The sequence below is a fragment of the Phenylobacterium zucineum HLK1 genome (genome assembly GCF_000017265.1).
Lineage (GTDB): Bacteria > Pseudomonadota > Alphaproteobacteria > Caulobacterales > Caulobacteraceae > Phenylobacterium > Phenylobacterium zucineum.
In genome coordinates this window covers 2,006,038-2,031,583 of record NC_011144.1, presented here as the reverse complement: position 1 = coordinate 2,031,583, position 25,546 = coordinate 2,006,038, and the positions used below count along the sequence as shown (strand labels likewise).

Sequence of the window (25,546 nt, the reverse complement as noted above, 5' to 3'; positions counted from 1 at the left end):
ACGGTCACGAACACGAGCGACTCGGGGGTGGGTTCGCTACGCCAGGCGATCCTCGACGCGAACGCGGCCGGCGGGGCGGACACCATCGTCTTCGGCCTCCCAGCCAATTCGACGATCACGCTCGCCAGCGACCTCCCCCAGATCACTCAGTCGTTGACCCTCGACGGGTCCGGATCTTCCGGGCTGACGGTGCATGGCGCCGACCTCTACCGCATCTTCTGGGCCGACAGCGGGACCATCGCGATCCAGGACCTGACCATCGCCCACGGCCGGGCCCAGGGCGGCGCGGGAGGGATCGCGGCGGGCGGCGGCAAGGGTGGCGGCGGCGCGGGTCTCGGCGGCGGGGTGTTCGTGAACGACACCGCCGACCTGACCCTGACCCGGGTCACGTTCTCGGACAACTCGGCCGGCGGCGGCGCGGGCGGGACCACGTCGACCGGTCAGGCGCAGGGCGCGGGCGGCGGCGGCATGGACGCCGACGGCCAGGACTGGAGCGGCAGCGGCGGCGGATCCGGCGGCGGCGCCAACGGCGGCGCGGGCGGTACGGCCGGCGGCACCTTCCCCGGCGGCGACGGCGGCGACTTCGGCGGCGGCGGCGGCGGGGGGGCCTTCGGCTCCGGCCTGGCCGGCGACGGCGGCGACGGCGGCTTCGGCGGCGGGGGCGGCGGCGCGGGCTTCGGCGTCCCCGGCGGCACGGGCGGCGACGGGGGCTTCGGCGGCGGCGGTGGCGGCGGGGGGGGAGGCGGTTCCCTTGGGACCGATCTCGGCGGCGCGGGTGGCTACGGCGGCGGCGCGGGCTCGGCGAACACTTCGGCCGGCGGGCTGGGCGGCGGGGGTGCGGGCCTGGGCGGGGCGGTGTTCGTGCGCCAGGGCGGCGGCCTGACCCTGACCGACGTGACCTTCGCCTCCAGCAACTCCGTCACCGGCGGATCGGGCGGCAACAGCGGCTCGGCGGAGGGCGGCGGCCTCTTCGTGATGGGCGGCGGGGCGCTCAGCTACAGCGTGACCTCCGGCCGGACGGCCACCATCGGCAGCGGTTTCGAGGGCAATGCGTCGCTGCAGCTGACCAAGACCGGCGCCGGGATCCTGGTGATCGGCGCGACCGGGGACTTCACCAGCCTGACCGCTTCGGCCGGCGTGCTGCGGGTGAACGCGAACCTCACCGGCGCCTCGGCCACCGTACAGAGCGGCGCCACGCTCCAGGGGACCGGTACGGTCGGCGCGGTGACGGTGCAGAGCGGCGGCACGCTGGCGCCGGGTGCAAGCCCGGGGACCCTGAGCACCGGCGCGCTGTCCCTGGTCGGCGGCGCGACCTTCGCAACCGAGATCGGGGGAACGGGTGCAGGCCAGTACGACCGGGTCAACGTCACCGGGACCGTCACCCTGGGTGGCGCCACCCTCGACCTGTCGCTGTACGGCGGCTTCACGCCGACCTCGACCCTGACCTTCACCCTGATCGACAACGACGGCGCCGAGGCCGTCAGCGGAACCTTCGCGGGTCTGGCCGAAGGCGCCACCGGGACCATCGGGGCCTACGACTTCGCGATCAGCTATGCGGGCGGCGACGGCAACGACGTGACGCTCACCATCCACGGCTTCCCCGCATCCCAGCCGCCGCCGACGGTCGGTTCGGCCGGGGACGACCTGGTCTTGCTGAGCCATGGCGACGACCCCTACGCTGCCGGTACGGGCGACGACTTCGTCTGGGGCGAGGGGGGGGACGCGACACCCTGCACGGCAACGCCGGCGCCGATACACTGTACGGTGGCGCCGGGAAAGACTGGGTGCGCGGCGGCCAGGGCTCGGACGCGATCCACGGCGACGACGGCGCGGATCTGCTGTTCGGCGACAAGGGCGACGACATCGTCCATGGGGGGCGCGGCGAGGACGTCATCGAGGGCGGCGAGGGTTCGGACGCGCTGGCCGGCGGGCAGGGGAACGACCTGCTGCGGGGCGGCGACGGCGAGGACTGGCTGTCGGGCGACCGGGGGAACGACACCCTGTCAGGCGGGCCGGGGGCCGACGTGTTCTACGGCTTCCCGGGCATGGGGCGCGACGTGGTCGCCGACTTCGACGCCGCCCTGGGTGATCGGATCGTGCTGGCGGCCGGGGCGACCTACAGCGCCAGCCAACAGGGCGCCGACGTGGTCGTCCAGCTCTCGGGCGAGGGCGGGGCCTTCACGCTCCAGAACGTCACCTTGGCCTCGCTTGGCGACGGCTGGATCGTGGCCTGAGGGCCTCGCTCGAGCGCCGAAGGGTTGCGGAAGGGACCTCCGGTTCCCATCTCCGGCTCCTGCGCGAGGCACAACCTTGCGTCGGCCCTTGTTTTCCACCGGTGAAGCTGGCTTGTGGATCGCGATGAGGCCGAACGTCGCGCACGGTTGTTGCGGCGCTTGAACAACCCGCGAAACCGTCCACATAAAACGTCGAACAGCCGCCGAAGCCCGGCGGACGGGTCGTCCGACTCAGGCGCATCGTCTGAAGTGACCGCGATCCGGCAGGCCAGGTCCGATCCAAACGGGCCGGCCAGGAGTTGAAGCATCATGTCCGAGATTAAGATCCTCCCCATCCTGCCGCTGCGGGACATCGTGGTCTTCCCGCACCAGCCGGTCCCGCTGTTCGTCGGCCGCGAGAAGTCCGTGCGCGCGCTCGAGGAAGCGATGCGCGCCGAGGGCAAGCAGATCCTGCTGGCGACCCAGAAGGACAAGGACGACGACGATCCGTCTCCCGAGGCGATCTATGACGTCGGCGTCGTGGCCACCATCCTGCAGCTGCTGAAGCTGCCCGACGGCACGGTGAAGGTGCTGGTGGAAGGCAAGGCGCGGGCGGGGGTCACCCGGTTCACCGACCAGGCCGACTACTACGAGGCGGAGATCGCCTATGTGCAGGAAGACGGCGCGGGCTCGCCCGAGGCCGAGGCGCTGTCGCGCGCGGTGATCGAGCAGTTCGAGAACTACGTCAAACTCAACAAGAAGGTCCCGCCGGAGGCCCTGGCGGCCATCCCGCAGATCGACAACCCGTCCGAGCTGGCGGACCGCATCGCCGGCCACCTGTCGGTCAAGATCGCCGAGAAGCAGCAGCTGCTCGAGATCTTCAACGTCGTGAAGCGGCTGGAGAAGGTCTACGCCCTGATGGAGGGCGAGATCTCGGTCATGCAGACCGAGAAGAAGATCCGCAATCGCGTGAAGCGTCAGATGGAGAAGACGCAGCGCGAGTACTACCTGAACGAGCAGATGAAGGCGATCCAGCGCGAGCTGGGCGAGCAGGACGACCACCGCGACGAGCTGCTCGAGCTCGAGAAGCGGATCAAGAAGACCAAGCTGTCGAAGGAGGCCCGGCAGAAGGCCGAAGCGGAGCTGAAGAAGCTGCGCAACATGAGCCCGATGTCGGCCGAGAGCACCGTCGTCCGCAACTACCTCGACTGGGTGCTGTCGATCCCGTGGGGCAAGGCCAAGCAGAAGCCCATCGACCTGCAGAAGGCCGAGGACATCCTCAACGAGGACCACTACGGCCTGGAGAAGGTCAAGGAGCGGATCCTGGAGTACCTGGCGGTGCAGAGCCGCGTGGGCACCCTGAAGGGCCCGATCCTGTGCCTCGTCGGCCCGCCCGGCGTCGGCAAGACCTCGCTGGGCAAGTCCATCGCCAAGGCCACCAGCCGCGAGTTCGTGCGCGTGTCGCTGGGCGGCGTGCGTGACGAGGCCGAGATTCGCGGTCACCGCCGGACCTACATCGGCTCGATGCCCGGCAAGATCATCCAGTCGATGAAGAAGGCGAAGACCACCAACGCGTTCTTCCTGCTGGACGAGATCGACAAGATGGGCGCGGACTGGCGGGGCGACCCCTCGTCGGCGCTGCTCGAGGTGCTGGACCCGGCGCAGAACTCCACCTTCGCCGACCACTACCTGGAGGTGGACTACGACCTGTCGCCGGTGATGTTCGTCACCACGGCGAACTCGCTCAACATGCCCCAGCCCCTGCTGGACCGCATGGAGATCATCCGCATCCCCGGCTACACCGAGGACGAAAAGGTCGAGATCGCCAAGCGGCACATCCTGCCGAAGCTGACCAAGGACCACGGGCTGAAGCCCGAGGAGTTCGTGGTGCCGGAAGAGACGATCCGCGACCTGATCCGCTACTACACGCGGGAAGCGGGGGTCCGCAGCCTCGAGCGCGAACTGGGCAACCTGGCGCGCAAGACGGTTCGGGACCTGGCGCGGGAGAAGCTCCTGTCGATCACGGTCGACGCCGAGCGGCTCGAGAAGTACGCCGGCGTCAAGAAGTACCGCTACGGCGAGACCGACAAGGAAGACCAGGTCGGCATCATCACGGGCCTGGCCTACACCGAGTTCGGCGGCGACATCCTCACCATCGAGGCGGTCAAGATGCCGGGCAAGGGCCGCATGACGGTCACCGGCAACCTGAAGGACGTGATGAAGGAGTCCATCTCGGCGGCGAACTCGTATGTCCGCAGCCGGGCGACGAAGTTCGGGATCGAGCCGCCGATCTTCGAGCGTACCGACGTGCACATCCACGTGCCGGACGGCGCCACGCCCAAGGACGGACCGTCGGCGGGCGCGGCGATGGCCACCGCCATCGTCTCGGTGCTGACCGGCATCCCGATCAAGGCGGACATCGCCATGACCGGCGAGGTCACGCTGCGCGGCCGGGTGACCGCCATCGGCGGCCTGAAGGAGAAGCTGCTCGCGGCGCTCCGCTCGGGCGTCAAGACGGTGCTGATCCCGGAAGAGAACGAGAAGGATCTGGCCGACATCCCGGACAACGTGAAGTCGGTGCTGGAGATCATCCCGGTCTCGACCATGGACCAGGTGCTGGCCAAGGCGCTCGTCCGCCAGCCCGAGCCGATCGAGTGGGACGACGCCACCCCGGTGGAGGTCGCCGCGGAGGAGCCGGACGCGGACGTCGAGCCCATGGTGATCACGCACTGATCCCAGGCGGCTGATCAAAACTTGTGACAGCGGGGCGGCGCGGGAGGATTCCCGCGCCGCTCTCGTTTGACGGCCAAGCCTCAACGGGCCTTAATTGCGGCCGAGGCGCGGGGGGCGCGCTCCGATACGCCAGCCGACGTCCGACATAACAATAAGGCTTGGGAGACTACGCACATGACGAAGGCCGAACTCGTCTCGGCGATCGCCGACAAGGCGGGCTTGAACAAGGCGCAGGCCAAGGAGGCGCTGGACGCCTTCATCGCCTCGGTCTCGACGTCGCTGAAGGCTGGGCGCGAAGTGCGCCTCGTCGGGTTCGGCAGCTTCGTGCCGGTGAAGCGCGCGGCCGGCATGGCCCGCAATCCACGCACGGGGGAGAAGGTCCGGCGTCCGGCGTCGCAAACCTGCCGGTTCCGCGTCGGCGAGGCGCTGAAGAGCACCCTCAACAGCTAGCCGCCCGACAGGGCTGAAGGGGCGGCCGCCTGTCGCGGCCGCCTTTTTCGTTTGGACGGCCTTTTCGTTTGTCGAGCGGCGCGCAATTGCGCTACGAGGCGGGCCTTCTACGGGGAGTAGCCGTCCGCGCGACAGCGGAGCCCGCGTCAACAGACTTGGCCGATCCGGCCATGGCGCAGGCGGCGGACCTTCAGGGGTCCGGATTGGCGAGACCGGCGATGCGGCACCGACGCGGGGCGCGGCGGGGCCAGCGCATCGTCGTGTCGAACGCCGCGCCCCGGGGGAATCCGATTGGAACAGTTCCTGATCTCCACCGGCGTGGTGGCGGTCGCCGAGATCGGCGACAAGACCCAGCTCCTGGCCATCGTGCTCGCGGCCAAGTTCCGCCGGCCCTGGCCGATCGTGCTGGGCATACTGGCCGCCACGCTGCTGAACCACGCCGCCGCCGCGACCCTGGGCTTCGCCGTCGCCCGGTTCCTGAGCGGGCCGCTCTTCCAGATCCTGGTGGGGGCGGGCTTCGTCGCCATGGCGCTCTGGGCGCTGATCCCGGACAAGGAAGACGAGGACGCCGCGGCCGCGACCCACGGGGGCGTGTTCCTGACGACCCTCGTGGCCTTCTTCCTCGTCGAGATCGGCGACAAGACCCAGATCGCCACGACCCTGCTGGCGGCCCGCTTCCAGGAGGTCGTCCTGGTCACCGCCGGCACCACGCTGGGCATGATGCTGGCCAACGTCCCGGCGGTGTTCCTGGGCGAGGCTGCGACGCGGGTGGTCCCGCTGAAATACGTGCGGGTCGGGGCGGCCGTGCTGTTCGGGCTGATCGGGGTCTGGGTGCTGCTGGCGGCGCTGTTCGGAACGCGCTAGGCCTTGCCCCAAGGGGAGTAGATTCCATGACCGCGACGAGCGTCGCCCGCGACGGCGACAAGGCCTTCCTGGGCCACCCGAAGGCGCTGGGCTACCTGGCCTTCTCCGAAGCCTGGGAGCGCTTCTCGTACTACGGGATGCAGTCGCTGCTGGTCCTCTACATGGTCAAGCAGCTGCTGCTGACGCCGCATGTCGAGGCGATCGCCGGCTTTGAGACCTTCCGGGCGATCATCGGCGCCATCTACGGCCTGCCGGGCGACGCCTCGACCCAGCAGGTCGCCTCCACGATCTTCGGCCTCTACACCAGCCTGGTGTACCTGACGCCGATCGCCGGCGGCTTCATCGCCGACCGTTTGCTGGGGCGCACGCGCACGATCATCGTCGGCGCGCTGCTGATGTCGGCGGGCCACTTCCTGATGGCCTTCGACGCCTCGTTCCTGCTGGCGCTGCTGTGCCTCGTCCTCGGCACCGGCTGCTTCAAGGGCAACATCGCCGGGCAGGTGGGCGGCCTCTACGCCGAGGGCGACCTGCGCCGGGCCGACGCGTTCCAGATCTTCTATCTCGGCATCAACGCCGGGGTGATCGCCGCTCCGTTGATCGCCGGCACCCTGGGCGAGGGGGTCGGCTGGCACTACGGCTTCGGCGCGGCCGGCGTCGGCATGCTGATCGCCCTGGTGATCTACCTGGCCGGCCGGCGCCACCTGCCGCCGGACCCGCCGCTCCGCCGCGCCGCCAAGGCGGACCGCCCGAAGCTCAGCGCCCATGACTGGCGCACCATCGCGGTCCTCGTGCTGCTGATCCCGGTGCTCGCGTCCTCGGTGCTGGTGAACCAGCAGATCTTCAACGCCTACCTCGTCTGGGCCGACCGCAGCGTCGACATGACCCTGTTCGGCCAGCGCCTGCCCACCACCTGGCTGATCACTCTCGACAGCATCGTCTCGGTCTCGTTCCTGGCGGGCATGGTCGTCTTCTGGCGGCTCTGGGCGAAGCGGTTCCGCGAGCCGGACGAGATGGGCAAGCTGACCATCGGCGCGTTCATCTCGGTGCTGGGGGCGCTGTCCCTGGCGGCGGGCGCGGCCGTCGCGGCGGCCAGCGGGACGCAGGTGAGCCTGTGGTGGCTGATCGCCTTCGAGGTGTTCAACAGCGCGGCCTTCGCCAACATGCTGCCGGTCTCGCTGGCGCTCTACGCCCGGGCCTCGCCCCCGGCGGTCGTCGGCACCATGATCGGCGTCTACTACCTGCACCTCGTGATCGGGAACCAGACCGTGGGCGTGCTCGGCACCTTCCTGGAGAAGATGCCCGCCGCGAACTTCTGGCTGATGCACGCCGGCATCGCGGCCGGCGCGGCCGTGGTGTTCCTGGTGGTCGGCCGGTTCTTCGCCCGCCTGCTCAGCCACGAGGCGGTTGGAGCCGGGCGGACGGCGCACTAGAAGCGGCGGGGAGGGCGGCTAGCTCAGCTGGTTAGAGCATCTCGTTTACACCGAGAGGGTCGGGGGTTCGAATCCCTCGCCGCCCACCAATTCTGAACCGCGAGGAAAGGTGCCGACGTGCGCCACCGCCCGCTGGGCCGCACCGGCCTGACCGTCTCGGAGCTGGGCTTCGGCTGCGCCAGCTGGTGGGGCAAGCCCGCATTTGAGGAGCGGCAGGCGCTGGGCCTCGTCCACCGCGCGATCGACCTGGGCGTCACATTCTTCGACACCGGCGCCAGCTATTCGGCCGGCGAGGCCGAGCCGCGCCTGGGACGAGCGCTGAAGGGGCGGGACGCCTCCCGCCTCGTCATCGCGACCAAGGCCGGCACCTACCATGCCGGCGGCGGCCGCATCGCCCGGGACGTCTCGCCCGCGGCGGTCGTGGCCAGCGCCGAGCGGAGCCTGAAGAACCTCGGCCTCGACGCCCTGGGCCTGCTGCAGCTCCACGGTCCGGCGGCGGCCGAGCTGACCGACGAACTGCTCCGCGCCCTGGAGGACCTGAAGGCCCGCGGCCTGGTGCGCGCCCTCGGCGTGAACAGCTTCGATCCGGCGCTGATCGAGCGGGTCGTCGCCCTGCCGGAATTCGACGTGGTGATGGTGGACTACAACGTGCTGCGGCCCGAGCGCGAGCCGCTCATCGCCCGCGCGGCGGCGGCGGGGAAGGGGGTGCTGGCCGGCATGGCCCTGGCCATGGGCCACACGAGGCCGCTGCTCTCCCGCCTGAAGGGGCCGCAGGACCTTTGGTACGCCGCCCGGGCGCTGGCCCGCCATCGCGGCGAACTCGCCCGCGGACGCGGCTTCGGCTTCCTCCACAGGCAGCCGGGGATCAGCGGTTCGCAGGCGGCCCTGGCCTATGTGCTGGCCAACCCGGACGTCTCGTGCGCCGTCTTCGGGGCGACGCGCCTGGCCCACCTCGAGGAGAACGCCGCCGCCTCCGGCCTGACGCTGCCGCAGCCCCTGATGGCCCAGATCCGTGCGGCCCAGGCGCGCCTGACCTGACCTCACGTCCTGACGTGGCGTGAGGCCTTCCGCTCCCGGATCGGGGGAGTCATGCTCGGCTCAAGAACAACGATAAGCTGGGTAGGAACATGGCCGAGCAACGGGCCGATCTCGACGAGATCCTGAAGGACGCGCACCTTCCGTCGCTGATGGCGGCGCTGGTCCACATGACCGGCGATCCGGGCTTCATCCGACCCGAGTGGGCGCCGACCTACAATCCGATGGAGCGCGAGGACATCGGCCTGTCGTCCGAGACCCAGGCCGAGATGCGGAGCGAGGCGAAGGCGGCGATCCAGGCGTTCCTCGACGGCCGCCCGCTGCAGCTTCGCGAGCCCGACGGGGCGACCCTGCGCCGGATGATCGACTTCGTGGCCGGCGCTCCGATCCCCGAAGGCTACGCCGATTTCCTGACGGACGAGCTGGCCCTGGCCGGCAAGTCCACCAAGGACCCCCAGTTCGAGCAGCCGCGCCTGAAGGAGGCGGCCCGCAAGCTGAAGGTGCTGGTGATCGGCGCGGGCATGTCGGGGATCCTGACCGGCATCCGGCTGTCGCAGGCCGGGGTGCCCTTCGAGATCGTCGACAAGAACCCCGACGTGGGGGGGACCTGGTTCGAGAACACCTATCCCGGCTGCCGCGTCGACAACTCGAACCACATGTACAGCTACTCGTTCGAGCCGAACCATTTCTGGCCGCAGCACTTCTCGACCCAGCCGGTCCTGCTCAGCTATTTCCGCGGGATCGCCGAGAAGTACGGCCTGCGCCAGCACATCCGCTTCGAGACGTTCGTCGAGCAACTGACCTGGGACGAGGCCAAGGCCGTCTGGCGGGTCGAGATGCGCGGCAAGGACGGTCAGCGCGAGGTCGTCGAGGCCAACGCCGTCGTCACCGCGGTGGGCCAGCTGAACCGGCCGCGGTTCCCCGACATCGAGGGCATGGGCAGCTTCGAGGGGCCGGCCTTCCACTCTGCGGAGTGGCGGCACGACGTCGATCTGAAGGGCAAACGCGTGGCGGTGATCGGCACCGGCGCCTCGGCCTATCAGTTCGTGCCCGAGATCGCGCCCGAGGTGGCGAGCCTGAAGGTGTTCCAGCGGACCCCGCCCTGGGGCCTGCCTGCGCCGCACTACCACGAGAACGTGCCCGAGGGCATGAAGTGGCTGCTGGAGCACGTGCCCTACTACGACAAGTGGTACCGCTTCTGGCTGTTCTGGATGGTCACCGACGGCTTCCTGCCGATGGTCAAGGCCGACCCGACCTGGAACGGCGGCCCCGCGGCCGTGGGTCCCGAGAACGCCATGCTGCGCGAGATGTGCGTGCAGTCGATCATGGCCCAGGTCGCCGACCGGCCGGACCTGCTGCCCAAGGTGGTCCCCGACTACCCGATCGGCGGCAAGCGGGCGGTGCTGGACAACGGCGTCTGGCTGGCGGCGCTCAAGCGGCCGAACGTGGACCTCATCACCGACAGGATCGTGAGGATCACGCCCAAGGGCGTGGTCACCGCCGACGGGGCCGAGCACGAGGTGGACGTCATCATCTACGGCACCGGCTTCCAGGCCTCGAACTTCCTGTCGTTCCTGAAGGTGAAGGGCCGGGGCGGGCGCGACCTGCACGAGAGCTGGGGCGGCGATGCGCGCGCCTACCTGGGGATCACCAACCCGGGCTTCCCGAACCTGTTCATGATCTACGGACCCAACACCAACATCGTGGTCAACGGCTCGATCGTGTTCTTCTCGGAGTGCGCCGTCCGCTACATCGTCGGCTGCCTGAAGCTTCTGGCCGAGACCGGCGCGCGAGCCCTGGAGCCGAAGCGCGAGGTGCACGATGCGTTCAACGCGCGGGTGGACGAGGCGAACAAGGGCTGGGCCTGGGGCTCGCCGCACGTGTCGAGCTGGTACAAGAACGCGTTCGGCCGCGTCAGCCAGAACTGGCCGTTCGGCCTGATCGACTACTGGCGCGCCACGCTGGCGCCGAATCCGGACGACTACGTTCTGGAGAAGGCCCCGGAGGCCGTCGCCTGACCTGAACCGAAAGAGAGGCCCGCATGCGCGCAGCCGTCCTGACCCTCGCCCTCGCGCCGTTGCTGATCGGGGCCTGGGGATGCCAGCGGACGGACGCGGCGCCGCCCGTGGAGGCGGGGGCGGCGGTCAACCCCGACCCGAAGGTCACGATCTACACCTGCGAGGACGGCCGGCGGATCGAGGCCGGCTATCCCGACCGCGACACCGCGATGGTCAAGGTGGACGGGCGGCCCTATCCGCTGAAGGCGGCGGTGGCCGCGAGCGGGGTCCGCTACGTGGGCTACGGGCTGCAGTGGTGGACGAAGGGCGATGACGCCCGGCTCTCCCGGTTGAAGGAGGGCGAAGATGTCGCAAGCGATCCCGGCGTGCAGTGCTGGTCGGGCGAGCCCCCGCCGGTCGAGCCGCCAGCCCCGGGGACGCCCGGCGGCCTTCCCGACGACCGCACGCCGATCTCCGAAGCGCCGTTCACGCCGGAGAGCGCCCAGGGCGCGGCGAACGTAGTGCAGACCTTCTACGCCTATCTGGAGAGCGGGCGGACCGAGGAGGCGGCCAGGCTGATGCGCGACGTCGCGCCACCCGACGTCTCCCGCTATTCCGAGTACCACGCCCAGGTCGGCGCGCCGGGCCGGATCGAGGGCGCCGCCGGATCGCTGTTCGTGGAGGTGCCGGTGGTGATCTACGGCCGACTCAGGACCGGCCAGGAAGTCCATGAGTCGGGCAGGGCGGTCCTGCGCCGCGCGAACGACGTTCCCGGCTCGACGGCCGCCCAGCGGCGGTGGCGCATCGAGCGGATCGAGCTGGACTAGGTTTTAAGGGGGTTCGTCGCCGGCTTCCCCGCGTCTCGAAAGGGGGAAGTGGCGCGAGTGACGGGGCTCGAACCCGCGACCTCCGGCGTGACAGGCCGGCGCTCTAACCAACTGAGCTACACCCGCGCAAAGCCCGTGGGCCGTGCGAAGGCGGCCCTCATAGGGGGGCGCCGGAATCGTGTCAACGGGAGAGTGTCGGCCGTGCGAATTTGATCCGCCTGGCGCCCCCATGTTGCGAGCGGCTCGCAAGTTCGAAGGCCCGTTTGAAACCCCGGGACGGGTGGTCTAGAAGGGCGCCCGACTCCTCCCGAGGACTCCATGAACGCGTTCCTTCTCGAGTACCTGCCCATCGTGATCTTCCTGGGGATCGCGGCGGCGCTGGGCATCGCCTTCATCCTGGCTGCGGCCATCTTCGCGCCCAAGGCGCCGGATCCGGAGAAGCTGTCCTCCTACGAGTGCGGCTTCAACGCCTTCGACGACGCGCGGATGAAGTTCGACATCCGGTTCTACCTGGTCTCGATCCTGTTCATCATCTTCGACCTGGAAGTGGCCTTCCTGTTCCCCTGGGCCGTGACGCTGATGAAGCTGCCGCCCGAGGCCAGCCAGTTCGCCTTCTGGTCGATGATGACCTTCCTGGGCGTGCTCACGGTGGGCTTCATCTACGAATGGAAGAAAGGCGCCCTGGAATGGGAGTGATCGTTCCCGCGGGCGAGGCCGGCCGGACCACGGTCGAAGGCTACGACCCCAAGCTCCATGACCCGTATTTCGACGGCGTCTCCCAGCGGCTGGCCGACAAGGGGTTCGTCACCGCCGCGGCCGACGACCTGATCACCTGGGCCCGCACGGGCTCCCTGATGTGGATGACCTTCGGTCTCGCCTGCTGCGCGGTCGAGATGATGCAGGCGTCCATGCCGCGCTACGACCTCGAGCGGTACGGCTTCGCCCCGCGCGCGAGCCCGCGCCAGTCGGACGTGATGATCGTCGCCGGCACGCTGGTGAACAAGATGGCTCCGGCCCTGCGCAAGGTCTACGACCAGATGCCCGAGCCGCGCTACGTGATCTCGATGGGCAGCTGCGCCAACGGCGGCGGCTACTACTACTTCAGCTACTCCACGGTCCGCGGCTGCGACCGGGTGGTGCCGGTGGACGTCTACGTCCCGGGCTGCCCGCCGACCGCCGAGGCCCTGGTCTACGGCGTGCTGCAGCTTCAGAAGAAGATCCGCCGCACCGGGACGATCGTCCGATGAGCTGGCCCGCGACCCATGACGAGCTCGAGGCCCTGGGGCGTGAGCTGGTGGCCGGCGGCCTCGGCCCGTTCGGCGGCTACGAGGTGGCGTTCGGCGAGCTGTCGCTCACCGGCCCGGCCCACCGCATCGTCGAAGGCCTGACCCTGCTGCGCGACGATCACGGGTTCCAGCAGCTCGTGGACATCTGCGGCGTGGACTATCCCGAGCGCGAGCGGCGCTTCGACGTGGTCTACCACCTGCTGTCGTTCACGAAGAACCGGCGCATCCGCGTGAAGGTGCAGGCCGACGAGGACACCGCCGTCCCGTCGGTGACGGGCGTCTATCCCAACGCCGACTGGTACGAGCGCGAGGCGTTCGACATGTACGGCGTCTTCTTCGACGGCCACCCCGACCTGCGGCGGATCCTCACCGACTACGGCTTCCACGGCCATCCGCTGCGGAAGGACTTCCCGATGACCGGCTATGTCGAGGTCCGCTACGACGACGAGCTGAAGCGGGTCGTCTACGAGCCGGTGAAGTCGGTGGAGTGGCGCAACTGGGACTTCCTCTCGCCGTGGGAAGGGGTGGAGCGCGGCTTCGCGCCGATCCTGCCCGGCGACGAGAAGGGTGAGGAGGCCAAGTCTTGACCGGCCAGACCGCGCCTGCGGCGCCCGAGGACGCGAACGTCCTGGGCCTGCCCGAGACCAAGGTCCGCAAGTTCAACATCAACTTCGGCCCGCAGCACCCGGCGGCGCACGGCGTGCTGCGCCTGGTGCTCGAGCTGGACGGCGAGGTGGTCGAGCGGGTGGACCCGCACATCGGCCTGCTGCACCGCGGCACCGAGAAGCTGATGGAGGCCCGGCCGTACGCCCAGACGATCCCGTACTTCGATCGCCTGGACTACGTGGCCCCGATGAACCAGGAGCACGCCTACTGCCTGGCCATCGAGAAGCTGCTCGGCGTCGAGGTCCCGGTCCGGGGCCTGCTGATCCGCACGCTCTATGACGAGATCGGCCGCATCCTGAATCACCTGCTGAACGTCACGACGCAGGCCATGGACGTCGGCGCGCTCACGCCCCCGCTGTGGGGCTTCGAGGAGCGCGAGAAGCTGATGATCTTCTACGAGCGCGCCTCGGGCGCCCGCCTGCACGCGAACTACTACCGCGTCGGCGGCGTGCGGCAGGACCTGCCCCCCGAGCTCGTGCAGGACATCTCGGACTGGTGCGACGCCTTCCCGAAGATCCTCGACGACATTGAGGGCCTGATCACCGACAACCGCATCTTCAAGCAGCGCAACGTCGACATCGGCGTGGTGACCAAGGAAGAGGCCATCGCCTGGGGCTTCTCGGGCGTCATGGTGCGCGGCTCGGGCATCCCCTGGGACCTGCGCCGCAGCCAGCCCTACGCGCTCTACTCCGAGATGGAGTTCGACATCCCGCTGGGCGTGAACGGCGACTGCTACGACCGCTACCTCTGCCGGATGCAGGAGATGCGGGAGTCCACCAAGATCATGAAGCAGTGCTGCGAGCGCCTGCTGAAGACGTCGGGCCCCGTGCTGGTGGACGACCACAAGGTCTCGCCGCCCAGGCGCGGCGAGATGAAGCGCTCGATGGAGGCGCTCATCCACCACTTCAAGCTCTACACCGAGGGCTACCGGACCCCGCCGGGCGACGTCTACGCCTGCGTCGAGGCGCCGAAGGGCGAGTTCGGCGTCTATCTGGTCAGCAACGGCACCAACAAGCCGTACCGCTGCAAGATCCGCGCGCCGGGCTATCCGCACCTGCAGGCGATGGACTGGATGAACCGCGGCCACATGCTGGCGGACGTCTCTGCCATCCTGGGCTCGCTGGACATCGTGTTCGGGGAAATCGACCGGTGACGGCGCCCGCGACCCTTTCGCCGGCCGACCTGGTCCAGGGCCAGCTCGACGCCTACAACGCCCAGGACCTGGACGCCTTCTGCGCCTTCTACGCGGACGACGCCGTGCTGGCCTCGTACGGCGGGGCGGTGCAGACGCAGGGGCTGGCCGCCATCCGCGAGCGCCACACCGGGCTGTTCGCCGAGCATCCGCAGAACCGGGCCGAGGTCCAGCATCGCATCGTGGTCGGCCAGACCGTGATCGACCACGAGTTCGTCACCCGATCGCCCGGCGGCGAGACCTTCCACGTCGCCGCCATCTACACCCTCGCCGGCGGCAAGATCGCCCGCGTCGATTTCGTGAAGTGAGGCCGAGACCGTGAGCGTCCGCAGGCTTTCCCCCGTCCAGCCCGAGAGCTTCGCCTTCAGCCCGGAGACGCTGAAGAAGGCGCAGGCCTGGATGGCCAACTTCCCGCCCGGCAAGCAGCAGTCGGCCGTGGTGCCGGTCCTGTGGCTGGTCCAGAAGCAGGAAGGCTGGGTCTCCGAGCCGGCCATCCGCGCGGTGGCCGAGCTGCTCGGCATGCCGGTGATCCGGGTGCTGGAGGTGGCGACCTTCTACACCATGTTCATGCTGGAGCCGGTGGGCACCCATGCGCTGGTGCAGGTCTGCGGCACCACCCCGTGCCAGAGCCGCGGCGCCGAAGCGCTGATGGAGGTCTGCAAGCGCCGCATCGGGCCGCAGAGCCACCGCTCGGCCGACGGCAAGTTCTACTGGCAGGAAGTCGAGTGCCTGGGCGCCTGCGCCAACGCGCCGATGGCCGCCATCAACGACTACTACTACGAGGATCTGACGCCCGAGAGCTTCGAGAAGCTGCTGGACGACTTCGCCGCCGGCAAGACCCCGCCGCCGGGCTCGGCCATCGGCCGCCAGTGCTCCGCCCCCGAGGGCGGGCCCATGACGCTGACCGATCCGAAGCTCTACGACGGCTCGCTCGCCAAGAAGATCAAGATCCCGAACCTGCCCTCGAAGGAGCCTGTGTGATGCCGGGCATCCTGGCCGACAAGGACCGCATCTTCCTCAACCTCTACGGCCTGCACGACTGGGGCCTGGAGGGCGCGAAGGCGCGCGGGGCGTGGAACGGGACGAAGGACATCGTCGCCCAGAGCCCTGAGTGGATCTGCGACCAGATCAAGGCGTCCGGCCTGCGCGGCCGGGGCGGGGCGGGCTTCCCCACCGGGCTGAAGTGGACCTTCATGCCCAAGCAGGAGAGCGAGCGGCCGCACTACCTCGTGGTCAACGCCGACGAGTCCGAGCCCGGCGCGTGCAAGGACCGTGAGATCCTGCGCAACGATCCGCACCTGCTGATCGAGGGCTGCCTGATCGCCTGCCGGGCGATCCGGGCGCACACGGCCTACATCTACATCCGCGGCGAATACGTGCACGAGCGCGAGCGCCTGACGGCGGCGATCCAGCAGGCCTACGACGCCAAGCTGATCGGCCCGGGCAACATCCACGGCTGGGACTGCGACGTCCGCATCCAGCACGGGGGCGGGGCCTACATCTGCGGCGACGAGACCGCCCTGATGGAAAGCCTGGAAGGCAAGAAGGGCCAGCCGCGGCTGAAGCCGCCGTTCCCGGCCGGCGCCGGCATCTGGGGCGCGCCCACCACCATCAACAACGTCGAGTCCATCTCGGTCGTCGGCACCATCCTGCGCCGCGGGGCCGACTGGTTCGCCGGCTTCGGCACCGAGAAGTCCACCGGGACCAAGCTGTTCGCGGCCTCGGGCCACGTGAACAAGCCCTGCGTGGTCGAGGACGCGGTCGGCATTCCGGTGCGGCAGCTGATCGAGGAGCACTTCGGCGGCGTGCGCGGCGGCTGGGGCAACCTGAAGGCGGTCATCCCGGGCGGCATCTCGGTGCGCATGATCCCGGCCCACGAGGCCGAGGAAGCCGTGATGACCTACGAGGACCTGCAGGCCCGCGGCTCCGGCCTCGGCACCGGCACCATGATCGTGTTCGACAAGGACGCCGACCTGGTGAAGGCGATCGCCCGGGCCAGCTACTTCTACAAGCACGAGAGCTGCGGCCAGTGCACGCCGTGCCGTGAGGGCACCGGCTGGATGTGGCGGGTCATGGAGCGGATGGTCACCGGCGAGGCCGAGATGTCCGAAATCGACCTGCTGCTCGACGTCGCCAGCCAGGTCGAAGGCCACACGATCTGCGGCCTGGGCGATGCGGCCGCCTGGCCGATCCAGGGCCTCTTCCGCCACTTCCGCCACGAGGTGGAGGAGCGGATCACCAGTTACCGCGCGCGCAAGGGCTCGTACGCCGGCGCTTCCATCGCGGCGGAGTAAGCGAGAATGCCTATCGCCAAGGTCGACGGGGTCGAGGTCGAGTTCGAGCCGGGGATGAACGTCCTCCAGGTCTGCGAGCTCGCCGGCAAGGAGATCCCGCGCTTCTGCTACCACGAGCGGCTGTCGATCGCCGGCAACTGCCGCATGTGCCTCGTCGAGGTGAAGCCCGGTCCGCCGAAGCCGCAGGCGTCGTGCGCGCTGCCCGCCGCGGAAGGCCAGGAGATCTTCACTGACACGCCGATGGTGAAGAAGGCCCGCCACGGGGTGATGGAGTTCCTGCTCATCAACCACCCGCTGGACTGCCCGATCTGTGACCAGGGCGGCGAGTGCGACCTGCAGGACCAGGCCATGGGCTATGGCCGCGACGATTCCCGCTACCAGGAGAACAAGCGGGCCGTCGAAGAGAAGTACATGGGTCCGCTCATCAAGACGGTGATGACCCGCTGCATCCAGTGCACCCGCTGCGTGCGCTTTATCACGGAAGTCGCCGGCGTTCCCGACATCGGTCTCATCTCCCGCGGCGAAGACGTTGAAATCACGACATATCTCGACAAGGCGGTGGGCTCTGAGCTGTCCGCCAACGTCATCGACCTGTGCCCGGTCGGCGCGCTGACCCACAAGCCGTGGGCGTTCAACTACCGCCCGTGGGAACTGAAGAAGACCGAGACCGTCGACGTCATGGACGCGCTGGGCTCGGCGATCCGGGTCGACAGCCGCGGTCCGGCCGTGCTGCGCGTGCTGCCGCGCACCAACGACGAGATCAACGAGGAGTGGATCTCGGACAAGACCCGCTACGCCATCGACGGCTTGGCCCGCCAGCGTCTCGACCGGCCCTACATCCGCGAGAACGGCAAGCTGCGCGCCGCGAGCTGGGGCGAGGCCCTGGACACGGTCGCCGCGAAGCTGAAGGCGGCCGCCCCCGAGCGCGTCGGCGTGATCGCCGGCGACCTGCAGGACGCCGAGTCGATGAAGGCCGCGCTCGACCTGTTCGGCGGCATGGGCGTGACCAGCCTGGACTGCCGCCAGGACGGCATGGTGCTGGGCGAGGGGCCGCGCGAGAGCTGGCTGTTCAACTCGACCATCGCCGGCATCGAGAACGCCGACGTGGTGCTGATCGTGGGCGCCAATCCGCGGATCGAGGCCCCGGTGCTGAACGCGCGCCTGCGCAAGCGCTGGCTGGCCGGCGCGCTGCGGGTGGGCGTGATCGGCGAAGCCGCCGACCTGACCTACGACTACGAGTTCCTGGGCGCGGGCCCGGCTTCGCTGACCGGCCTGTCGAAGTCGAAGAGCGACTTCGTAAAGGCGCTCAAGGAGGCCAAGGCGCCGGCGATCATCGTCGGGACAGGGGCCCTGGGCCGCGCCGACAGCGCCGCGGTGCTGCAGGCCGCCGCCGGCGTCGCCAAGACGTTCGGCATGACCTGGAACGTGCTGCACACCGCTGCCTCGCGGGTGGGCGGCCTGGACCTGGGCTTCACGCCCAAGGCGGGCGGCAAGCCGGCGCGCGAGCTGGCCCAGAAGGGCGCGGCGGACGTCCTCTTCCTGCTGGGCGCGGATGAGCTCGACCTGTCGAAGTCCGACGCCTTCGTCGTCTATCTGGGGACTCACGGCGACGCCGGCGCGCACCGCGCCGACGTGATCCTGCCGGGCGCCGCCTACACCGAGAAGAACGGCGTCTACGTGAACACCGAGGGCCGCGTGCAGCTCGGCCTGCGCTCGGTGTTCCCGAAGGGCGAGGCGCGCGAGGACTGGGCGATCCTGCGGGCGCTGTCCGAGCGGCTGGGCGCCACGCTGCCGTACGACACCCTCGACCAGCTGCGCGCCAAGCTGTTCGCCGACCATCCGACCTTCGGCCGCATCGACTACGTGCCCGAGGCGCCGGCGGCGCTGGACTTCGGCGCGCTGGGCGCGAAGGGCGAGGTCTCGGACGACCCGTTCTGGAGCGGCGTGAAGAACTTCTACCTGACCAACCCCATCGCCCGCGCCAGCGTGACGATGGCCGAATGCGCCGCGCTCGCGGCCGGCGCCACGAAGATCGCGGCGGAGTAGTTGATGGACCCGGCTGCCACCTCCTTCTGGGCCACCCCCGTCGGCTGGACCCTGGTCACCGCCGGCCAGATCCTGGCCGTGATGATCTGGATCCTGCTGTCGCTGGCCTTCCTGCTGCTGGCCGACCGCAAGATCTGGGCGGGCGTGCAGATGCGCAAAGGGCCCAACGTGGTGGGTCCGTTCGGCCTGCTGCAGTCCTTCGCCGACTTCCTGAAGTTCGTGCTGAAGGAGATCGTCATCCCGTCGGGCGCTGACAAGACGGTCTTCCTGCTGGCCCCGCTGATCAGCTTCACCCTGGCGTTCGCCGCCTGGGCGGTGATCCCGCTGGCGCCCGGCTGGGTGGTTTCCGACATCAACGTCGGCATCCTCTACCTGTTCGCGATCAGCTCGCTCGGCGTCTACGGCATCATCATGGGCGGCTGGGCCTCGAACTCGAAGTACCCGTTCCTGGGCTCGCTCCGTTCGGCCGCGCAGATGGTGTCCTACGAGGTCTCCATCGGCTTCATCATCATCACGGTGATCCTGCTGGCGGGCTCGATGAACCTGCAGCAGATCGTGGCCAGCCAGACCGGGGGCTTCTGGAACTGGTACGTCTTCGGCGGCCCGGGCGGCCTCGCCAAGCTGCCGCTGCTGCTGGTGATGGTCCCGATGGCGGTGATCTTCTTCATCTCGGGCCTGGCCGAGACGAACCGCCCGCCGTTCGACCTGCCCGAGGCCGAGTCCGAGCTCGTCGCCGGCTATCAGGTCGAGTACTCCTCGACCCCGTACCTGCTGTTCATGATCGGCGAATACGCCAACATCGTGCTGATCTGCGCGATGACCACCATCCTGTTCTTCGGCGGATGGTCGGCGCCGTTCCCCAGCGACTTCACGGACTCCTGGGCGCCCACGGCGGCCAGCTTCTACTACTTCATGTGGTTCTTCCTGAAGGTCATCTTCTTCTTCTTCCTGGTCTCCATGGCCAAGGCGATCGTGCCCCGCTACCGGTACGACCAGCTGATGCGGCTGGGGTGGAAGGTGTTCCTGCCGTTCTCGCTCGTCTGCGTCGCGCTGATCGCGGCCTGGCGGGTGTTCGGACCCGCGGCGGCGGCATGAGGACCGTTCCGGCCATGCTCCTGACCCTCGCCCTGGCGGCGTGCGCGACCGCGCCCGCCCAGCGCGAGGGCGGCCTGGCCACCTACGACGCTCTTCGCGACGCGCAGCAGGCGTGCGCCGCGAAGGGTCTGACCTTGAAGCTTCGGGACCAGGGGAACGCCAGGCGGCTGGACCACTGGTCCTGTCAGAAGGACTGAGAGCCAAAGATGCTGAACCGGATCGGCCAGGCGGTGAAGGGCGCGGCGCTGCTCGACTTCGCGGGCGCCTTCGGCCTGGCCATGAAGCACATGGCGCGGCCCAAGAAGACCGTGCAGTACCCGCACGAGCGCAATCCGCAGAGCCCGCGCTTCCGCGGCGAGCACGCCCTGCGCCGCTATCCCAACGGGGAAGAGCGCTGCATCGCCTGCAAGCTGTGCGAGGCCGTGTGCCCGGCCCAGGCCATCACCATCGAGGCCGAGCCGCGCGCCGACGGCAGCCGTCGGACGACCCGCTACGACATCGACATGGTCAAGTGCATCTACTGCGGCCTGTGCCAGGAGGCCTGCCCGGTGGACGCCATCGTGGAGGGCCCGAACCTGGAGTTCGCCGTCGAGACCCGCGAGGAGCTCTACTACGACAAGGAGCGCCTGCTGGATAACGGCGACCGCTGGGAGCGGGAGATCGCGAAGAATCTGGAACTGGACGCGCCGTACCGCTAAACCCCGCGGCGCGATTCCGCCGCCCGTTCGACGCGTGATTTGAGGGACGAAAAGAGAGCCCGATGGCCCTGCAGGCGATCGCATTCTACCTGATGGCGGCGGTGACCGTCTCAGCCGGGTTCGGCGTCGTATCGGCGCGCAACCCGGTCCACTCCGTACTGTGGCTGATCCTGGCCTTCTTCTCGGCCGCGGGCCTCTTCGTCCTGATGGGCGCCGAGTTCCTCGCGATGCTGCTGGTCGTCGTCTACGTGGGCGCGGTCGCGGTGCTGTTCCTGTTCGTCGTGATGATGCTCGACGTGGACTTCACCGCCCTGCGGCAGGGCTTCGCCCGGTACATGCCGGTGGGCCTGCTCATCGCGGCGGTGCTGGCGGTGGAGATGATCGTGGTCTCCACCACCGTGGCCACCCGCGGCGCGGCCCGGGCCAACGAGACGCCGATGGCGGCGGGGCAGGGGGCCGACGTCACCAACGCCGAGGCGATCGGCCGGGTGCTCTACACGGACTACGTCTACTTCTTCCAGGCGGCGGGCCTGGTGCTGCTGGTGGCGATGATCGGCGCGATCGTGCTCACCCTGCGCCACAAGCCGGGCGTGAAGCGCCAGCTCGTCGCCGACCAGGTCCTGCGCTCGCCCAAGACGGGCATGCGCGTCGTCTCGCTCAAGCCGGGTGAAGGGGTGGGGGAATGACCATCGGCCTCGCGCACTACCTGGCGGTCGCCGCCATCCTGTTCACGATCGGGGTCTTCGGGATCTTCGTGAACCGGAAGAACATCATCGTCATCCTGATGTCGATCGAGCTGATCCTGCTCGCCGTGAACATCAACCTCGTGGCCTTCTCGGTCTACCTGGGCGACGTGGTGGGGCAGATCTTCGCGATGTTCGTGCTCACCGTCGCGGCCGCCGAGGCCGCCGTGGGCCTGGCGATCCTCGTCACCTTCTTCCGCAACCGCGGCGACATCTCCGTCGACGACGCCTCGATGATGAAGGGCTAGGCGCGCCTCATGGATCCGAAAGTCCTCGTCTCGATCATCCTGTTCGGGCCGCTCGTCGGCGCGATCGTCGCCGGGCTGTTCGGCCGCGCGATCCCGAGCAAGGTCTCGCAGGCCGTCACCACGGGCCTGCTGTTCCTCTCGGCCGCCCTGTCGTGGGTGGTGTTCGGCCAGTGGACGTGGGGCGGCCTCGAGCCCTTCACGCTGACCTACGCCCCGTTCATCCACGTCGGCGACTTCGTCTCGAACTGGTCGTTCCGCCTGGACGGCCTGTCTGCGGTGATGCTGGTGGTGGTCACCAGCGTCTCCTCGCTCGTGCACCTCTATTCGTGGGGCTACATGGCCGAGGATCCGCACAAGCCGCGGTTCTTCGCCTATCTGTCGCTGTTCACCTTCGCCATGCTGGCGCTGATCAGCGCCGCCGACTTCATGCAGCTGTTCTTCGGCTGGGAAGGCGTGGGCCTGGCCAGCTACCTGCTGATCGGCTTCTGGTTCAAGAAGCCCACGGCCAACGCCGCCTCGATCAAGGCGTTCGTGGTCAACCGGGTCGGCGACTTCGGCTTTGCGCTCGGCATCATGACCGTGTTCTGGGCCTTCGGCAGCATCCAGTTCGCCGAGATCTTCCCGCAGATGCAGGCCGCCGCCGGCCGCGCGTGGAGCTTCATCGGCTACGACTGGAACCTCGTGGACCTGGCCTGCGCGCTGCTGTTCGTCGGCGCCATGGGCAAGTCGGCGCAGTTCTTCCTGCACACCTGGCTGCCCGACGCGATGGAGGGCCCGACGCCCGTGTCGGCCCTGATCCACGCGGCCACCATGGTGACCGCCGGCGTCTACATGGTCTGCCTGCTGTCGCCGATGTTCGAGTACGCCCCGGTGGCCAAGAACATCGTCACGGTGATCGGCGCGGTGACGGCCCTGTTCGCCGCGACCGTCGGCCTGACCCAGAACGACATCAAGCGGGTGATCGCCTATTCGACCTGCTCGCAGCTGGGCTACATGTTCTTCGCCGCGGGCGTGGGCGCCTACCAGGCGGCCATGTTCCACCTGTTCACGCACGCCTTCTTCAAGGCCCTGCTGTTCCTGGGCGCCGGTTCGGTGATCCACGGCATGGCGCACGAGCAGGACATGCGCCGCTACGGCGGCCTGGTGAAGTACCTGCCCGTCACCTACGCGGTGATGACCATCGGCACGATCGCCATCACCGGCCTGGGCATCCCGGGCGTGGAGCTGGGCTTCGCCGGCTTCTATTCGAAGGACGCGATCATCCACGCCGCCTACGAGGCGGGCGGGGCGGGACACCCGATGGGCTACTTCGCCTTCGTGATCGGCATCTTCGTGGCCGGCCTGACCGCCTTCTACTCCTGGCGCCTGGCGTTCTTCACGTTCAACGGCAGCGCCCGCTGGACCAGCGAGGACCTCGAGCACCACTGGCACAACCGCGACCACGCGCATGACGGCCACGACGACCACGCGACCGCGGCCCAGATCGAGACCCACGACGAGCCGCTGGCCGACGATGCCGGTCATGGGCACGGACATGGCCACGGCCACGGGCCGCACCTGCCGCACGAGAGCCCCTGGAGCATGCGCCTGCCGCTGATCCTGCTGGCCATCGGCGCGGTCTTCGCTGGCATCGCCTTCCACCACCAGTTCATCGGCGACCACAAGGCCGAGTTCTGGAAGGGCGCGATCTACAACGCTCCGGTCGAGGCCCATGCGGCCGCGCCGGCGGCGCACGCCGAGGCCGCGGCCGATCACGCGGCGGCCAGCGAGGTCGCCTCGACCGCCGCCGGTCCGATGCCGGGCGAGGACCACGACACCGCCGAGGCGCACCACGCGCCGACCTGGGTGATCTGGGCCCCGCTGGTGGCCTCGGTCCTGGGCCTGCTGGTGGCCGCCTACATGTACCTGCTGAAGGAGGGCCTCGGCGCGCGCCTCGCCGCCCGCGGCGGGCCGCTCTACACCTTCTTCTACAACAAGTGGTTCTTCGACGAGCTCTACGACGCGGTCTTCGTCCGCGGCGCGAAGTTCCTGGGCGACCTGTTCTGGAAGGGCGGGGACCAGAAGATCATCGACGGCCTGGGTCCGGACGGCGTCTCGGCGCTGTCGGTCCAGGTCGGCAAGGGCGCCGGCCGGCTGCAGACCGGCTACGTCTACCACTACGCCTTCGTCATGCTGCTGGGCGTCGCGGGCCTTCTGACCTACGCCCTGTGGGCCTGGAACGCCTGAGGGGGATAACGACCGATGCCGCTTCTCTCCCTCATCACCTACGCCCCGCTGGTCGGCGTCGCCGGGATCCTGGCGCTGCGCCTGTTCGGCCGGCCCGACGACGCCAAGGCCGTTGAGGCCTCCAAGTGGATCGCGTTCGTCACCACCCTGGCGACCTTCGCGCTCTCGGTGCTGCTGGTCGTCCAGTTCGACCCCGCCAACCCGGGCTTCCAGTTCGTGGAAGAGGTCCCGTGGTTCGCGAGCCTGTCCTACCGGATGGGCGTGGACGGGATCTCGGTCCTGTTCGTGCTGCTGACCGCGTTCCTGATGCCGCTCTGCATCGCCGCCTCGTGGCGGTCGATCGAGAAGCGGGTGCCGGAATACATGATCGCCTTCCTGGTTCTCGAGACCCTGGTGATCGGCGTGTTCTGCGCGCTGGACCTCGTGCTGTTCTACATCTTCTTCGAGTTCGGCCTGGTGCCGATGTTCCTGATCATCGGCATCTGGGGCGGGGCCCGGCGCGTCTACGCGGCGTTCAAGTTCTTCCTCTACACGCTGCTGGGCTCGGTCCTCATGCTGGCGGCGATCCTGTTCATGATCGCCAGCACCGGCACCAGCTCGATCCCCGAGCTGATGGCCTACGACTTCGCGCCGGGCGTGCAGACCTGGCTGTGGCTGGCCTTCTTCGCCTCGTTCGCGGTGAAGATGCCGATGTGGCCGGTGCACACCTGGCTGCCCGACGCCCACGTCGAGGCGCCGACGGCCGGCTCGGTCATCCTGGCGGGCATCCTGCTGAAGATGGGCGGCTACGGCTTCATGCGCTTTAGCCTGCCGATGTTCCCGAACGCCTCGGACCTGTTCGCCCCGCTGGTGTTCGCGCTGTCGGTGATCGCGATCGTCTACACCTCGCTGGTCGCCTTCCGGCAGACCGACATCAAGAAGCTGATCGCCTATTCCTCCGTGGCGCACATGGGCTTCGTGACCATGGGCATCTTCTCGGGCAACGCCCAGGGCGAGCAGGGCGCGCTGTTCCAGATGATCAGCCACGGGGTGATCTCGGGCGCGCTCTTCCTCTGCGTCGGCGTCGTCTACGACCGGATGCACACCCGCGAGATCGCCTTCTACGGCGGCCTCGTGAACCGCATGCCGTGGTACGCGGCGGTGTTCATGCTGTTCACCATGGGCAACGTCGGCCTGCCGGGCACCTCGGGCTTCGTCGGCGAGATCCTGACCATGACGGGCGTCTACCAGGCCTCGACCTGGACGGCCCTGGTCGCGGCCACCGGCGTGATCCTGTCGGCCATGTACGCGCTGACCCTCTATCGCCGGGTGATCTTCGGCGAGCTGACCAATCCGAAGCTCGCCGCCATCACCGACCTCGACTGGCGGGAAGTGGCCATCTTCGCCCCGCTGATCGTCTCCACGCTGTACCTGGGCGTCCAGCCCAACGTCGTCTTCGACCTGACCGCGGCCTCGGTGGACCAGCTCGTCGCTGCCTACCAGGCGGCCGTCGGCGGGTGAGGG

General features: G+C 69.0%; 23 protein-coding genes, 2 tRNA genes and 1 riboswitch. Of the genes, 24 read left to right on the top strand and 1 reads right to left on the bottom strand.

Going from position 1 to position 25,546, the window contains the following annotated elements; genetic code table 11:
- The first annotated feature begins 173 nt into the window (after positions 1-173).
- The 9 genes from PHZ_RS23765 (at position 174) to PHZ_RS21650 (ending at position 11,549) form a co-directional block, all read left to right on the top strand.
- Positions 174-2,234: a calcium-binding protein gene (locus PHZ_RS23765; protein WP_407946764.1), complete on the top strand. Its 2,061-nt coding sequence runs from the start codon at positions 174-176 to the stop codon at positions 2,232-2,234.
- Between the two features lie 309 nt (positions 2,235-2,543).
- Positions 2,544-4,946: an endopeptidase La gene (gene lon, locus PHZ_RS09980; RefSeq protein ID WP_012522365.1), complete on the top strand. Its 2,403-nt coding sequence runs from the start codon at positions 2,544-2,546 to the stop codon at positions 4,944-4,946.
- Between the two features lie 66 nt (positions 4,947-5,012).
- Entirely contained in the window at positions 5,013-5,396 is a 384-nt protein-coding gene (locus PHZ_RS09975; protein WP_269079156.1) for an HU family DNA-binding protein, read from the top strand.
- A 106-nt stretch (positions 5,397-5,502) separates the two neighbouring features.
- Positions 5,503-5,601: riboswitch (yybP-ykoY riboswitch) on the top strand.
- An 86-nt stretch (positions 5,602-5,687) separates the two neighbouring features.
- Positions 5,688-6,260, top strand: a complete 573-nt coding sequence (locus PHZ_RS09970) for a TMEM165/GDT1 family protein (protein ID WP_012522363.1) — start codon at positions 5,688-5,690, stop codon at positions 6,258-6,260.
- A gap of 26 nt (positions 6,261-6,286) precedes the next feature.
- Positions 6,287-7,690: a peptide MFS transporter gene (locus PHZ_RS09965; RefSeq protein ID WP_012522362.1), complete on the top strand. Its 1,404-nt coding sequence runs from the start codon at positions 6,287-6,289 to the stop codon at positions 7,688-7,690.
- Between the two features lie 12 nt (positions 7,691-7,702).
- Positions 7,703-7,779: transfer RNA gene (locus PHZ_RS09960), tRNA-Val, on the top strand.
- A gap of 28 nt (positions 7,780-7,807) precedes the next feature.
- Positions 7,808-8,728 carry an aldo/keto reductase gene (locus PHZ_RS09955; protein ID WP_012522361.1) on the top strand — a complete coding sequence of 307 codons (921 nt, stop codon included), beginning with the start codon at positions 7,808-7,810 and terminating at the stop codon, positions 8,726-8,728.
- A gap of 89 nt (positions 8,729-8,817) precedes the next feature.
- On the top strand, positions 8,818-10,743 hold the full coding sequence (locus PHZ_RS09950) for a flavin-containing monooxygenase (RefSeq protein ID WP_012522360.1): 1,926 nt from the start codon (positions 8,818-8,820) through the stop codon (positions 10,741-10,743).
- Between the two features lie 23 nt (positions 10,744-10,766).
- Positions 10,767-11,549: an MliC family protein gene (locus PHZ_RS21650; RefSeq protein WP_012522359.1), complete on the top strand. Its 783-nt coding sequence runs from the start codon at positions 10,767-10,769 to the stop codon at positions 11,547-11,549.
- A 49-nt stretch (positions 11,550-11,598) separates the two neighbouring features.
- On the opposite strand, the gene PHZ_RS09940 is transcribed toward PHZ_RS21650, so the two are convergent.
- Positions 11,599-11,675: transfer RNA gene (locus PHZ_RS09940), tRNA-Asp, on the bottom strand.
- Positions 11,676-11,867: 192 nt separating this feature from the next.
- On the opposite strand from PHZ_RS09940, the gene PHZ_RS09935 reads away from it, so the two are divergent.
- From PHZ_RS09935 to PHZ_RS09865, 15 genes are all read left to right on the top strand, one after another.
- Positions 11,868-12,245, top strand: a complete 378-nt coding sequence (locus PHZ_RS09935; protein ID WP_012522358.1) for an NADH-quinone oxidoreductase subunit A — start codon at positions 11,868-11,870, stop codon at positions 12,243-12,245.
- On the top strand, positions 12,215-12,796 hold the full coding sequence (locus PHZ_RS09930; protein ID WP_012522357.1) for a NuoB/complex I 20 kDa subunit family protein: 582 nt from the start codon (positions 12,215-12,217) through the stop codon (positions 12,794-12,796). Before PHZ_RS09935 ends, PHZ_RS09930 begins: the two co-directional genes overlap by 31 nt.
- Positions 12,793-13,422, top strand: coding sequence for an NADH-quinone oxidoreductase subunit C (locus tag PHZ_RS09925; protein ID WP_012522356.1), 630 nt, complete (start codon positions 12,793-12,795; stop codon positions 13,420-13,422). The genes PHZ_RS09930 and PHZ_RS09925 overlap by 4 nt, the downstream gene beginning before the upstream one ends.
- Entirely contained in the window at positions 13,419-14,654 is a 1,236-nt protein-coding gene (locus PHZ_RS09920) for an NADH-quinone oxidoreductase subunit D (protein WP_012522355.1), read from the top strand. Before PHZ_RS09925 ends, PHZ_RS09920 begins: the two co-directional genes overlap by 4 nt.
- On the top strand, positions 14,651-15,001 hold the full coding sequence (locus PHZ_RS09915) for a nuclear transport factor 2 family protein (protein ID WP_049758195.1): 351 nt from the start codon (positions 14,651-14,653) through the stop codon (positions 14,999-15,001). The genes PHZ_RS09920 and PHZ_RS09915 overlap by 4 nt, the downstream gene beginning before the upstream one ends.
- A gap of 10 nt (positions 15,002-15,011) precedes the next feature.
- Positions 15,012-15,674, top strand: coding sequence for an NADH-quinone oxidoreductase subunit NuoE (gene nuoE, locus PHZ_RS09910; protein ID WP_012522353.1), 663 nt, complete (start codon positions 15,012-15,014; stop codon positions 15,672-15,674).
- Entirely contained in the window at positions 15,674-16,987 is a 1,314-nt protein-coding gene (nuoF, locus tag PHZ_RS09905; RefSeq protein ID WP_012522352.1) for an NADH-quinone oxidoreductase subunit NuoF, read from the top strand. The genes nuoE and nuoF overlap by 1 nt, the downstream gene beginning before the upstream one ends.
- 6 nt (positions 16,988-16,993) lie before the next feature.
- Positions 16,994-19,033 (top strand): NADH-quinone oxidoreductase subunit NuoG, encoded by a 2,040-nt coding sequence (gene nuoG, locus PHZ_RS09900; protein ID WP_012522351.1) that lies wholly within the window; start codon positions 16,994-16,996, stop codon positions 19,031-19,033.
- 3 nt (positions 19,034-19,036) lie between these two features.
- Entirely contained in the window at positions 19,037-20,128 is a 1,092-nt protein-coding gene (nuoH, locus tag PHZ_RS09895; protein WP_041373406.1) for an NADH-quinone oxidoreductase subunit NuoH, read from the top strand.
- A 14-nt stretch (positions 20,129-20,142) separates the two neighbouring features.
- On the top strand, positions 20,143-20,325 hold the full coding sequence (locus PHZ_RS09890; RefSeq protein WP_148216832.1) for a hypothetical protein: 183 nt from the start codon (positions 20,143-20,145) through the stop codon (positions 20,323-20,325).
- Positions 20,326-20,334: 9 nt separating this feature from the next.
- Entirely contained in the window at positions 20,335-20,826 is a 492-nt protein-coding gene (gene nuoI, locus PHZ_RS09885; protein WP_012522349.1) for an NADH-quinone oxidoreductase subunit NuoI, read from the top strand.
- Between the two features lie 62 nt (positions 20,827-20,888).
- Entirely contained in the window at positions 20,889-21,512 is a 624-nt protein-coding gene (locus PHZ_RS09880) for an NADH-quinone oxidoreductase subunit J (protein WP_012522348.1), read from the top strand.
- Entirely contained in the window at positions 21,509-21,817 is a 309-nt protein-coding gene (gene nuoK, locus PHZ_RS09875; protein WP_012522347.1) for an NADH-quinone oxidoreductase subunit NuoK, read from the top strand. The genes PHZ_RS09880 and nuoK overlap by 4 nt, the downstream gene beginning before the upstream one ends.
- Before the next feature lie 9 nt (positions 21,818-21,826).
- The gene (gene nuoL / locus PHZ_RS09870) at positions 21,827-24,043 is read left to right on the top strand and encodes an NADH-quinone oxidoreductase subunit L (protein WP_012522346.1); all 2,217 of its coding nucleotides are present in this window, start codon (positions 21,827-21,829) and stop codon (positions 24,041-24,043) included.
- A 15-nt stretch (positions 24,044-24,058) separates the two neighbouring features.
- Positions 24,059-25,543 (top strand): NADH-quinone oxidoreductase subunit M, encoded by a 1,485-nt coding sequence (locus tag PHZ_RS09865; protein ID WP_012522345.1) that lies wholly within the window; start codon positions 24,059-24,061, stop codon positions 25,541-25,543.
- Positions 25,544-25,546: the final 3 nt, after the last annotated feature.

Bases quoted from the DNA above. Each gene is read 5' to 3' on its own strand.
- lon (WP_012522365.1), top strand. From the start codon at position 2,544: ATGTCCGAGATTAAGATCCTCCCCATCCTGCCGCTGCGGGACATCGTG.
- PHZ_RS09965 (WP_012522362.1), top strand. From the start codon at position 6,287: ATGACCGCGACGAGCGTCGCCCGCGACGGCGACAAGGCCTTCCTGGGC.
- PHZ_RS09950 (WP_012522360.1), top strand. From the start codon at position 8,818: ATGGCCGAGCAACGGGCCGATCTCGACGAGATCCTGAAGGACGCGCAC.
- PHZ_RS21650 (WP_012522359.1), top strand. From the start codon at position 10,767: ATGCGCGCAGCCGTCCTGACCCTCGCCCTCGCGCCGTTGCTGATCGGG.
- PHZ_RS09935 (WP_012522358.1), top strand. From the start codon at position 11,868: ATGAACGCGTTCCTTCTCGAGTACCTGCCCATCGTGATCTTCCTGGGG.
- PHZ_RS09930 (WP_012522357.1), top strand. From the start codon at position 12,215: ATGGAAGAAAGGCGCCCTGGAATGGGAGTGATCGTTCCCGCGGGCGAG.
- PHZ_RS09925 (WP_012522356.1), top strand. From the start codon at position 12,793: ATGAGCTGGCCCGCGACCCATGACGAGCTCGAGGCCCTGGGGCGTGAG.
- nuoF (WP_012522352.1), top strand. From the start codon at position 15,674: ATGCCGGGCATCCTGGCCGACAAGGACCGCATCTTCCTCAACCTCTAC.
- nuoG (WP_012522351.1), top strand. From the start codon at position 16,994: ATGCCTATCGCCAAGGTCGACGGGGTCGAGGTCGAGTTCGAGCCGGGG.
- nuoH (WP_041373406.1), top strand. From the start codon at position 19,037: ATGGACCCGGCTGCCACCTCCTTCTGGGCCACCCCCGTCGGCTGGACC.
- PHZ_RS09890 (WP_148216832.1), top strand. From the start codon at position 20,143: ATGCTCCTGACCCTCGCCCTGGCGGCGTGCGCGACCGCGCCCGCCCAG.
- nuoI (WP_012522349.1), top strand. From the start codon at position 20,335: ATGCTGAACCGGATCGGCCAGGCGGTGAAGGGCGCGGCGCTGCTCGAC.
- PHZ_RS09880 (WP_012522348.1), top strand. From the start codon at position 20,889: ATGGCCCTGCAGGCGATCGCATTCTACCTGATGGCGGCGGTGACCGTC.
- nuoK (WP_012522347.1), top strand. From the start codon at position 21,509: ATGACCATCGGCCTCGCGCACTACCTGGCGGTCGCCGCCATCCTGTTC.
- nuoL (WP_012522346.1), top strand. From the start codon at position 21,827: ATGGATCCGAAAGTCCTCGTCTCGATCATCCTGTTCGGGCCGCTCGTC.
- PHZ_RS09865 (WP_012522345.1), top strand. From the start codon at position 24,059: ATGCCGCTTCTCTCCCTCATCACCTACGCCCCGCTGGTCGGCGTCGCC.